General features: G+C 42.5%; 9 protein-coding genes. 8 read left to right on the forward strand and 1 reads right to left on the reverse strand.

Features of this window, described 5'->3' with window-relative positions; genetic code table 11:
* On the reverse strand, window positions 1-694 hold a 694-nt coding region (locus SORDD24_RS05760), incomplete at its 3' end, for an amino acid ABC transporter ATP-binding protein (protein ID WP_231082688.1).
* A 176-nt stretch (window positions 695-870) separates the two neighbouring features.
* On the opposite strand from SORDD24_RS05760, the gene recJ reads away from it, so the two are divergent.
* From recJ to SORDD24_RS05800, 8 genes are all read left to right on the forward strand, one after another.
* Window positions 871-3,090: a single-stranded-DNA-specific exonuclease RecJ gene (recJ, locus tag SORDD24_RS05765; RefSeq protein WP_061409520.1), complete on the forward strand. Its 2,220-nt coding sequence runs from the start codon at window positions 871-873 to the stop codon at window positions 3,088-3,090.
* 200 nt (window positions 3,091-3,290) lie between these two features.
* Complete coding sequence (locus SORDD24_RS05770; protein WP_231082689.1) at window positions 3,291-3,905, forward strand: COG3942 and LysM peptidoglycan-binding domain-containing protein; 615 nt, start codon at window positions 3,291-3,293, stop codon at window positions 3,903-3,905.
* A 497-nt stretch (window positions 3,906-4,402) separates the two neighbouring features.
* Window positions 4,403-6,064 carry a ribonuclease J gene (locus SORDD24_RS05775; protein ID WP_061408531.1) on the forward strand — a complete coding sequence of 554 codons (1,662 nt, stop codon included), beginning with the start codon at window positions 4,403-4,405 and terminating at the stop codon, window positions 6,062-6,064.
* Window positions 6,065-6,132: 68 nt separating this feature from the next.
* On the forward strand, window positions 6,133-6,912 hold the full coding sequence (locus SORDD24_RS05780) for an alpha/beta hydrolase (protein ID WP_061408534.1): 780 nt from the start codon (window positions 6,133-6,135) through the stop codon (window positions 6,910-6,912).
* A 106-nt stretch (window positions 6,913-7,018) separates the two neighbouring features.
* The gene (locus SORDD24_RS05785) at window positions 7,019-7,720 is read left to right on the forward strand and encodes a M57 family metalloprotease (RefSeq protein ID WP_061408537.1); all 702 of its coding nucleotides are present in this window, start codon (window positions 7,019-7,021) and stop codon (window positions 7,718-7,720) included.
* A gap of 101 nt (window positions 7,721-7,821) precedes the next feature.
* Window positions 7,822-9,669 carry an excinuclease ABC subunit UvrC gene (gene uvrC / locus SORDD24_RS05790; RefSeq protein WP_061408540.1) on the forward strand — a complete coding sequence of 616 codons (1,848 nt, stop codon included), beginning with the start codon at window positions 7,822-7,824 and terminating at the stop codon, window positions 9,667-9,669.
* Window positions 9,659-10,513 carry a metallophosphoesterase family protein gene (locus SORDD24_RS05795; RefSeq protein ID WP_061408543.1) on the forward strand — a complete coding sequence of 285 codons (855 nt, stop codon included), beginning with the start codon at window positions 9,659-9,661 and terminating at the stop codon, window positions 10,511-10,513. Before uvrC ends, SORDD24_RS05795 begins: the two co-directional genes overlap by 11 nt.
* A gap of 287 nt (window positions 10,514-10,800) precedes the next feature.
* Window positions 10,801-11,199 (forward strand): hypothetical protein, encoded by a 399-nt coding sequence (locus SORDD24_RS05800; RefSeq protein WP_061408546.1) that lies wholly within the window; start codon window positions 10,801-10,803, stop codon window positions 11,197-11,199.
* Window positions 11,200-11,316: the final 117 nt, after the last annotated feature.

An 11,316-nucleotide genomic window follows, 5' to 3' on the forward strand; every position in this document is an offset into this window, starting at 1 on the left:
TTGGATTGTCGAAAAAGTCATCGACATCTGTCGTATCCACCAAAACTTCTCCGTCGCCCATAAAAATGATGCGGTCCGCAACTTCACGGGCAAAGCCCATTTCGTGGGTAACGATGATCATGTTCATCCCATCATGCGCCAGTTTTTGCATAACTGCTAGAACATCTCCGATGGTTTCAGGGTCAAGAGCAGATGTTGGCTCATCAAAGAGGAGGAGCTCCGGATGCATGGCAAGACCACGTGCGATGGCGATTCTCTGTTTTTGACCACCAGATAGCATAGCTGGATAGGAATCTTTCTTGTCCCACATATTTACAAATTCCAGATATTTTTGGGCTGTTTTTTCAGCTTCTTTTTTATCAATTCCTAGAACTTTAACGGGTGCGAGTGTAACATTTTCTAACACTGTTTTGTGTGGATAAAGGTTAAAATGTTGAAAAACCATGCCGACTTCCTTACGAAGAGGAACTAAATCTTTCTGACTAGCACCTGCTACTTGGTGTCCATTGACTAGGAGACTTCCTTTGTTAACAGCCTCCAAACCATTGATCGTACGGATAAGAGTGGATTTCCCAGAGCCAGAAGGTCCAAGCAGGACAACAACTTGTCCTTTTTCAAAACGGAGATTGATGTCGCGGAGTGCGTGGTAGTCTCCGTAATATTTTTCGACGTTTTTAAATTCTACTAAAGCCATGAGAGATCTCCTTTGTGTTAGGTTTTATAACACGATCCTACAACAAAAGAATGTTCTTGTCAAATCATATCTGAAAAAATTCACTAAAATGTTATAAAAAAGCAATCTGGATAGAGAAAATGCCTAAATCATGTTATAATGAAACGATAGAATTCTTAGAAAGAGTGGATGTTTTTTTGATAACTCCTACTTATGAATGGCAGTTTGCCCCGCAGGTTGAAGATGCGGATTTTACAAAGATAGCCAAGAAGGCTGGGCTGGGTCCCGAGGTGGCTCGGTTATTATTTGAAAGAGGGATTCAGGATGAAGAAAGTCTAAAGAAGTTTTTAGAACCTTCTTTAGAGGACTTACATGACCCCTATCTGCTCCATGATATGGACAAGGCAGTGGAACGGATTCGTCAGGCGATTGAAGAAGGGGAAAACATTCTCATCTATGGAGACTACGATGCGGATGGTATGACTTCAGCTTCGATTGTGAAGGAAAGTTTGGAACAGCTTGGTGCTGAGTGCCGTGTTTACCTACCCAATCGTTTTACCGATGGCTATGGTCCCAATGCCAGTGTTTATAAATACTTTATCGAGCAAGAGGGTATTTCCTTGATTGTGACAGTGGATAATGGGGTTGCGGGTCACGAGGCAATTGAACTGGCCCAGTCTATGGGAGTGGATGTCATTGTGACCGACCACCATTCCATGCCGGAAACCCTTCCTGATGCCTATGCGATTGTTCACCCTGAGCATCCAGATGCGGATTATCCCTTCAAATATTTGGCCGGATGCGGAGTGGCTTTCAAGCTAGCTTGCGCTCTTTTAGAAGAAGTGCAAGTGGAATTGCTTGATTTGGTCGCTATCGGTACCATTGCTGATATGGTGAGTTTGACGGATGAGAATCGCATTTTGGTCCAATATGGTCTAGAAATGTTGGGGCATACTCAGCGCATTGGACTACAAGAAATGCTAGACATGGTTGGGATTGCTGCTAATGAAGTAACAGAAGAAACGGTTGGTTTCCAGATTGCCCCTCGTTTAAATGCCTTGGGGCGCTTGGATGATCCTAATCCTGCCATTGATTTGCTGACTGGATTTGACGACGAGGAAGCTCATGAGATTGCCCTCATGATTCATCAGAAAAACGAAGAGCGCAAGGAAATCGTCCAATCAATCTATGAAGAAGCTAAGACCATGGTGGATCCTGAGAAGAAGGTCCAGGTTTTGGCCAAGGAAGGCTGGAATCCTGGCGTTCTGGGTATCGTTGCTGGTCGTTTGTTGGAAGAACTAGGGCAAACAGTCATTGTTCTTAATATAGAAGAAGGTCGTGCCAAGGGTAGCGCTCGTAGTGTGGAAGCGGTCGATATTTTTGAAGCCTTGGATCCCCATCGAGATCTCTTTATCGCCTTTGGTGGCCATGCTGGTGCAGCAGGAATGACGCTGGAAGTGGAGAAACTCTCAGATTTATCTCAGGTTTTGGAAGACTATGTCCGTGAAAAAGGTGCAGATGCTAGTGGCAAGAACAAGTTAAATCTAGATGAAGAGTTGGATTTGGAGACGCTTAGCTTGGAAACGGTTAAAAGTTTTGAACGCTTGGCACCCTTTGGAATGGACAATCAGAAACCTGTATTTTATATCAAGGATTTTCATGTCGAAAGTGCCCGTACCATGGGAGCAGGCAATGCCCACCTCAAACTAAAAATTTCCAAGGGTGAGGCGAGTTTTGAAGTGGTGGCCTTTGGACAAGGTAGATGGGTAACAGAGTTTGCCCAAACAAAAAAACTAGAATTGGCAGTCACCCTGTCTGTCAATCAATGGAATGGCCAAACTGCCCTCCAGTTGATGATGGTGGATGCGCGTGTGGAAGGTGTTCAACTCTTTAACATTCGTGGGAAGAATGCAGTCTTACCAGAAGGGGTTCCAGTCTTGGATTTTGCTGGAGAACTACCAAATCTTGCGGATAGTGAAGCGGTTGTTGTGAAAACCATTCCTGAGGATATTACCCTGCTGAAGACCATTTTTCAGGAACAGAATTTCTCTGCTGTCTATTTCAAAAACGACATAGACAAGGCCTATTATCTAACAGGTTATGGGACCAGAGAGCAGTTTGCTAAATTGTACAAGACCATTTACCAATTCCCAGAGTTTGATATTCGCTACAAGCTGAAGGATCTGGCGGCTTATCTCAATATCCAACAAATTTTACTGGTCAAGATGATTCAAGTATTTGAGGAACTGGGCTTTGTGACGATCAAAGATGGTGTCATGACTGTCAATAAAGAAGCGCCGAAAAGGGAAATTGCTGAAAGTCAGATTTACCAAAAACTTAAACAAACCGTCAAAAATCAAGAAATGATGGCCCTAGGAACTGTGCAAGAAATGTATGACTTTTTAATGGAAAAATAGATGGAGAGAGGCTGAGGTAATCTATCTCGGCTTTTTCTTTGTCTGATATTGAACTCATGTAGTAAAAGTATAACTATTTGTAATATGACTAAAATATAACTCTAAACGAACTGACATGTAAATCAGTTATGATTTCCTTATCAACAAAAAAATAGGGAGAACATAGTTATGAAAAAACAGTTACGAAACTGACTCTTGGTTTGACTTCTACCGCTATTTTAGCGACAGTTGGTGCTCAAACGGTTCATGCCAACTCTTACGTTGTCCAAGACGGAGATTCATTTTTTGCCATTGCTACTGCCAATGGTATGGATCCTTATGACTTGGCGGCTTTGAATGGGAAAACCATCTTTGATACCATCCACCCAGGAGATGTTCTCCAAGTGAGTGGTTCAGCTCAGGCTAGCTCTACCTACAGCGCTCCAGCCGCAACTGTCAATGAAGTATCAGATACAGAAGATGTTGTCGAAAAGACTCCAACAAACTATGGAAACTCTTATCCTGTTGGTCAATGTACATGGGGCGTAAAAGAATTAGCGCCTTGGGCTAGTAACTGGTGGGGAAATGCCAACACGTGGGCAATCTATGCTAGTGCTCAAGGCTATAGAACAGGAAGTGTTCCAGTAGTAGGAGCGATTGCCGTTTGGGACGGTGGTGAATATGGCCACGTTGCTTATGTAACAGATGTTCAAAGTGAAAACTCTATCCAGGTATTGGAAGCAAACTACAGACGCCAAAAGCAGATTGCGAATTATCGTGGCTTCTTTAATCCTCATGAATTTTTAGGTAACGTTACTTATATCTATCCAAACTAAAGATGATAAAAAGATTTAGAATTTCTAAGTCTTTTTTCTTTCTGTGAAACTTTCTTTTGGTGATCTCGCTTCTAGTGGGTATTTGCTGAATAGTTTTTAGGCTTTATGGAGGACAGGAATTCCGTACTTTTGGATGTGGACAATATAAAAATTTTTTAGAAAAGAGAAGTAAAAGGCAAGGATTCTTCTTGTTATGAACTAAAATAAACATTTTAGAATGCGAGAAATCTGTCTGAAATCAAGTTGTTTAGGAATTTGGCATGTCTGAGAGTGCAATCGTTCAATTTTCTATAGTCAGTCTTGAAAAGAGAGAATAGGGTAAAAGGGTTTGATTTTTAGTAGTGAACGATCTCAGGTCAAAATCCGATCTTCATTTTGAAAATAATCAAAAAAATGGTATAATGGTAGGAAAAGATTCGGCTGAGAGTTTGAGAACTTTTAGAATAAGAGGGTGAACCTACCCTATAATCAAGATAAACTAAGGTTTCGGAGGAAAAATGAGTAATATCAGTTTAACAACACTTGGTGGTGTGCGTGAAAACGGGAAAAATATGTACATTGCTGAGATTGGCAATTCAATTTTTGTTTTGGATGCGGGGCTTAAATACCCTGAAAATGAACAGCTTGGGGTCGACGTCGTCATTCCAAATATGGACTACCTTTTTGAAAATAGTGATCGTATCGCTGGGGTCTTCTTGACCCACGGACATGCGGATGCCATTGGTGCCCTGCCTTACCTTTTGGCAGAGGCTAAGGTGCCTGTGTTTGGCTCTGAATTGACCATCGAGTTGGCAAAACTCTTTGTCAAAGGAAATGATGCTGTTAAGAAATTCAATGACTTTCATGTGATTGATGAGGATACGGAGATTGACTTTGGAGGAACTGAGGTTTCCTTCTTCCGTACAACTCACTCCATCCCAGAAAGTTTGGGAGTCGTCTTGAAAACTCCAAAAGGTAGCATTGTTTACACAGGGGACTTCAAGTTTGACCAGACTGCTAGTGAATCCTATGCGACTGATTTTGGACGCTTGGCCGAGATTGGTCGTGAGGGTGTCTTGGCTCTTCTCAGTGACTCTGCTAATGCGGACAGCAATATCCAAGTGGCGAGCGAGAGTGAAGTTGGAGAGGAGATTACCCATACCATTGCAGACTGGGAGGGGCGCATCATCGTTGCGGCTGTTGCCAGCAACCTCTCTCGTATCCAGCAGGTCTTTGATGCAGCTGCGGATACCGGTCGTCGAGTTGTTTTGACTGGATTTGATGTTGAAAATATCGTCCGCACAGCGATTCGTCTCAAAAAATTGTCTCTAGCCAACGAAAGTCTCTTGATCAAACCCAAAGAAATGTCTCGTTTTGAAGACCATGAGTTGATTATCCTTGAGACGGGTCGTATGGGTGAGCCTATTAATGGACTTCGTAAGATGTCTATTGGTCGCCACCGTTATGTGGAAATCAAAGATGGGGATTTGGTCTATATCGTAACCACTCCATCTATTGCAAAAGAAGCTGTCATGGCGCGTGTGGAAAATATGATCTACCAAGCTGGTGGTGTTGTGAAACTCATTACCCAAAGCTTGCGAGTATCTGGACACGGGAATGCGCGTGATCTGCAGTTGATGATTAATCTCTTGCAACCCAAGTATCTCTTCCCTATCCAAGGGGAATACCGTGAGTTGGATGCGCATGCCAAGGCTGCCATGGCAGTGGGGATGTTGCCAGAGCGTATTTTTATCCCTAAAAAGGGAACAACCATGTCCTACGAACACGGGGACTTTGTTCCTGCTGGTGGAGTTTCTGCAGGTGATGTCTTGATTGATGGAAATGCCATCGGAGATGTTGGAAATGTTGTCCTTCGTGACCGTAAAGTCTTGTCAGAGGACGGGATTTTCATCGTTGCCATTACCGTAAATAGACGTGAGAAAAAAATCATCGCCAAGGCGCGAGTTCACACGCGTGGATTTGTTTATCTCAAGAAGAGTCGTGATATTCTCCGTGAAAGTTCAGAATTGATCAACCAAATCGTGGAAGACTATCTCCAAGGTGAAGATTTCGACTGGGCTGATCTCAAAGGGAAGGTCCGTGATGGCTTGGCCAAGTACCTCTTTGACCAAACCAAACGTCGTCCAGCAATCTTGCCAGTCGTAATGGAAGCAAAATAATAAGCAGCATACCTACGGAAAAAGTCGAAATTCGGCTTTTTCTTATAGAATAGTAAAAGGAGACAACCATGGCAGTTATGAATATTGAGTATTACTCAAAAGTTTTGGATATGGAGTGGGGCGTTACCGTACTCTATCCAGATGCTAGTCGGGTGACTGAACCAGATTGCACAGATATTCCTGTTCTTTATCTTTTGCACGGAATGTCAGGAAACCAAAATAGCTGGCTCAAACGTACCAATGTCGAGCGCTTGTTGCGTGGAACCAATCTCATTGTTATCATGCCCAATACTAGCAATGGCTGGTACACAGATACCCAGTATGGTTTTGACTACTTTACAGCTCTAGCAGAAGAGTTACCTCAGGTTATGAAACGTTTCTTCCCCAATATGACCAGCAAGCGAGAAAAGACCTTCATTGCAGGTCTCTCCATGGGTGGCTATGGTTCCTTCAAACTCGCTCTCGCAACCGATCGTTTTTCTCATGCGGCTAGTTTTTCTGGTGCGCTCAGTTTTCAAGAATTTTCTCCTGAAAGTCAGGATTTGGGCTCTCTTGCCTACTGGCGAGGAGTTTTTGGAGAAATCAAAGATTGGACAGCTAGCCCTCATTCGCTTGAAAGTATCGCTGCGAAATCGGATAAAAAACCCAAACTTTGGGCTTGGTGTGGTGAGCAAGACTATCTCTACTCAGCCAATAATCTCGCTGTGAAAAACCTCAAAAAGCTTGGTTTTAAAGTGACCTATAGTCATAGCCCTGGCACTCACGAGTGGTACTACTGGGAAAAACAATTGGAGCGTTTTTTAGCTACTCTACCAATTAACTTTGTTTTGGAAGAGCGCTTATCTTAGTTTTAGTTTTCTTTCAGTTTTATTGAGTAAAATAGAGAATCTATCTTGATTATGGGAGGCCATCGATTTAAAGATAGATTCTTATTTTTATGAAAGGTGGGACGTCATGTTCTGGATTATTCGATTATTGTTCCGATTTCTTTTGGGAATTTGGCGTTTCTTCTGGCGTCTGGTTTGGACTGTGGTTATTTTACTACTCATTGCCTTTGGAGTGGTTTGGTATCTGACAGGTGATTTTCATTCTGCGGTCAATCAGGTTGAAAAAATGAGTAAAATTGGTCAAGGCGGCTGGAATCAATGGAAGGAGACGGGGACGCTGGAAGTCTTGTCTCAGACAGACAGTCACCAACATGCAGAAGGCAAGTGGGCTCAGGCATCAGCTCGCATCTATATTGAGCCTCAAATGGATGAAACCTTCCAAGGTGCCTATGCAGAAGCCATAAAAAACTGGAATCAAACGGGAGCCTTTACCTTTGAGGTGGTAGCGGATTCTAGTCAAGCAGACATTGTGGCAAGTGAAATGAATGATGGAACGACAGCTGTAGCTGGCCAAGCCGAGAGTCAAACCAATCTATTGACCAATCAATTTATATCTGTAACAGTTCGCCTGAATCACTATTATCTATCCAATCCAAACTATGGTTATTCTTATGAACGGATCGTGCACACGGCGGAGCACGAGCTGGGGCATGCCATCGGATTGGATCATACCAACGAGACTTCTGTTATGCAGCCTGCCGGCTCCTACTATGGGATTCAGCCCCAAGATGTGAAAGCTGTTCAAGAACTCTATACCGGTAGCGACTAGATGAAGTCGGTGTAATCAGAAAAGAAATCAAAGCTCCTCCAACAAGTGATTGGTGGGGCTTTTTGTTCGTCCTGTCACGGCCTTTTTGCTATAATGGAACTATGAATAACTTGATCAAATCAAAACTCGAGCACTTGCCGACCAGCCCTGGTTGTTACATTCACAAGGATAAAAACGGCACTATTATCTATGTCGGAAAGGCTAAAAATCTACGCAATCGCGTGCGATCCTATTTTCGTGGGAGTCACGATACTAAGACGGAGGCTCTGGTGTCTGAAATTGTGGATTTTGAATTTATCGTCACCGAGTCTAATATCGAGGCCCTCCTGCTGGAAATAAATCTTATCAAGGAAAATCAGCCCAAGTACAATATCATGCTCAAGGATGATAAGTCTTATCCCTTCATCAAAATCACCAATGAGCGTTATCCTCGATTGATTATCACCCGTCAGGTCAAAAAGGACGGTGGTCTCTACTTTGGTCCTTATCCAGATGTAGGGGCAGCAAATGAAATCAAGCGACTACTGGATCGGATTTTCCCTTTTCGGAAATGTACCAACCCGCCATCTAAGGTTTGTTTTTATTACCATATCGGCCAGTGTATGGCCCACACCATCTGTAAGAAGGATGAGGCCTACTTCAAGTCTATGGCTCAGGAAGTGTCTGATTTTCTGAAAGGTCAGGATGACAAGATTATCGATGACCTCAAGGGCAAGATGGCATCCGCAGCTCAAAGTATGGAGTTTGAACGTGCGGCGGAATACCGTGACCTGATTCAGGCCATTGGAACACTTCGGACCAAGCAACGGGTCATGGCGAAAGATTTGCAAAATCGTGACGTCTTTGGCTACTATGTGGATAAGGGCTGGATGTGTGTTCAGGTTTTCTTTGTACGTCAAGGAAAACTCATCGAGCGGGATGTCAATCTCTTCCCCTACTACAATGATCCTGATGAGGATTTTCTGACCTACGTAGGACAATTTTATCAAGAAAAATCTCACCTAGTTCCCAATGAAGTATTGATTCCGCAGGATATCGATGAAGAAGCCGTTAAGGCCTTGGTGGATACCAAGATTTTCAAGCCCCAACGTGGGGAGAAAAAACAACTGGTCAATCTAGCCATAAAAAATGCCCGTGTCAGTCTGGAGCAGAAATTCAATCTGCTAGAAAAATCTGTCGAAAAGACACAAGGAGCTATTGAAAATCTAGGACGCTTGCTTCAAATACCAACTCCGGTTCGCATTGAGTCCTTCGATAACTCTAATATCATGGGAACCAGTCCTGTTTCAGCTATGGTGGTCTTTGTCAACGGTAAACCGAGTAAGAAGGATTACCGTAAGTACAAGATAAAAACGGTTGTTGGACCAGACGACTATGCGAGTATGAGAGAAGTCATTCGCAGACGCTATGGTCGAGTTCAACGCGAGGGCTTGACCCCACCAGATTTGATTGTCATCGATGGGGGACAAGGTCAGGTCAATATCGCTAAGCAGGTCATCCAAGAGGAGCTGGGCTTGGATATTCCAATTGCAGGTCTGCAAAAGAATGACAAGCACCAAACCCATGAATTGCTCTTTGGAGATCCGCTTGAGGTAGTGGAGTTATCTCGCAATTCTCAAGAATTTTTCCTCCTCCAACGCATTCAGGATGAGGTGCACCGCTTTGCCATCACCTTTCACCGTCAACTGCGCTCCAAAAATTCCTTTTCTTCACAGCTGGATGGAATTGATGGTCTAGGACCTAAACGCAAGCAGAATCTCATGAAGCATTTCAAGTCTCTCACTAAAATCAAGGAAGCCAGTGTGGATGAGATTGTCGAAGTTGGGGTACCAAGAACAGTCGCAGAAGATGTGAAAAGAAAGTTGAACCCGCAGAAAGAAGTGGAATTGGCTCAAGTGGCGGAAGAACAAGTAGATTACCAAACAGAAGGAGGCCATCATGAATCATAAAATTGCAATCTTGTCAGATGTTCATGGAAATGCGACAGGCTTAGAAGCAGTGATTGCAGATGCTAAACATCAAGGAGTCAGCGAATATTGGCTCATGGGAGACATTTTCCTCCCTGGTCCAGGTGCAAATGACTTGGTCGCTCTGTTAAAGGAACTTCCTATCACAGCAAGTGTTCGAGGTAATTGGGATGATTGTGTCCTTGAGGCCTTGGATGGGGAATATGGTTTGGAAAATCCGCAAGATATCCAGCTTATGAGAATGACCCAGTTTTTGATGGAGCGAATGGATCCTGCAACGATTGTCTGGCTACGAAGCTTACCTATGCTAGAAAAGAAAGAAGTTGATGGACTGCGCTTTTCTCTTTCTCATAATTTGCCAAATAAGAACTATGGTGGTGACTTGTCTGTTGGGAATAACACAGATAAATTTGACCAACTCCTAGATGAGGAAACGGACGTGGCAGTCTATGGTCATGTCCACAAGCAGTTGCTTCGTTATGGAAGTCAAGGGCAACAAATCATCAATCCGGGTACGATTGGCATGCCCTATTTTGATTGGGAGGCGTTAAAAAATCACCGTGCCCAGTATGCCGTGATAGAAGTGGAAGATGGGGAATTGGTAAATATTCTATTCCGAAAAGTTTCCTACGATTATGAAGCAGAGTTAGAATTGGCCAAGTCTAAGGACCTTCCCTTTATCGAAATGTATGAAGAACTACGTCGAGATGACAACTATCGGGGGCACAATCTAGAACTCTTAGCTAGTTTAATTGAAAAGCATGGATATGTAGAGGATGTGAAGAAATTTTTGGAGGCTATAAAGTCAAAATATAAGATAGACTAGTTTCTTTAAGCAACTGAAAATTAGTTGGAACTGGATGAGGGGAAACCTGATTTTAATGATAAGTTTAAAACCATGGCTTCATCCGTGTTCCAATTTCTTTCTGTGAAAAATCTCTGCAAGCTCTTTCAAAATATGGTGGAATGGATGCAGTAGAATTAGAAAAGGAAATCGTAAGTGAACTATGCTAAACTTGAATTCAATGCACAAGACCATAGTGGCTATTGGTCCTATATTATAAGGTAATTAAGACCAAGTTGCTTTATAGAATGTTATAAGGAGGTGTGTTAATGAATAAGCGTAAAAAATGGGGTATTATTGCTTTAGTAATCTGTGTCATAGGAGGAGTTATAATGTTTAGTTTGAATCATCCAAAAGAAAAAACATTGGAAGAGAAAATGAGAATCGAACAGGATAGGGTAGCGCTATTTGTAGTTAATAGAGTAAAATTAAAAACACAGAATCCGATTGAAACTATAGAATTTATAGAATTCAGAAAAAATGAAACAACAGGAACCTGGCGAATAACACTTGTAATCAATGGAGTGGCAACGATATCCCTATCAGAGGATGCTTTTGGGGATGTTATACGGACATCGGGATATTATTTAGAAGACATGTCTGTTGACGAGACGGATATTCCCTATACAAAGACAATTGATAATATAAAAATTAGTTATCTAATCTAATAGTAGTATAGAGATGAGATATGATATAATAAACGGAGATGGATTGAGAGGAAATTATGGTTAAAATAAGCAATAATATATTAGGAATAGTCTATATCATTTCTTATCTATGTCTTC

It is taken from the genome of Streptococcus oralis (genome assembly GCF_001579175.1).
Taxonomy (GTDB): domain Bacteria; phylum Bacillota; class Bacilli; order Lactobacillales; family Streptococcaceae; genus Streptococcus; species Streptococcus oralis_O.

What these genes read in the sequence shown, in the direction of transcription:
- SORDD24_RS05800 (WP_061408546.1), top strand. Translation starts at nt 10,801, where the DNA reads ATGAATAAGCGTAAAAAATGGGGTATTATTGCTTTAGTAATCTGTGTC.
- SORDD24_RS05780 (WP_061408534.1), top strand. Translation starts at nt 6,133, where the DNA reads ATGGCAGTTATGAATATTGAGTATTACTCAAAAGTTTTGGATATGGAG.
- uvrC (WP_061408540.1), top strand. Translation starts at nt 7,822, where the DNA reads ATGAATAACTTGATCAAATCAAAACTCGAGCACTTGCCGACCAGCCCT.
- SORDD24_RS05775 (WP_061408531.1), top strand. Translation starts at nt 4,403, where the DNA reads ATGAGTAATATCAGTTTAACAACACTTGGTGGTGTGCGTGAAAACGGG.
- SORDD24_RS05795 (WP_061408543.1), top strand. Translation starts at nt 9,659, where the DNA reads ATGAATCATAAAATTGCAATCTTGTCAGATGTTCATGGAAATGCGACA.
- SORDD24_RS05785 (WP_061408537.1), top strand. Translation starts at nt 7,019, where the DNA reads ATGTTCTGGATTATTCGATTATTGTTCCGATTTCTTTTGGGAATTTGG.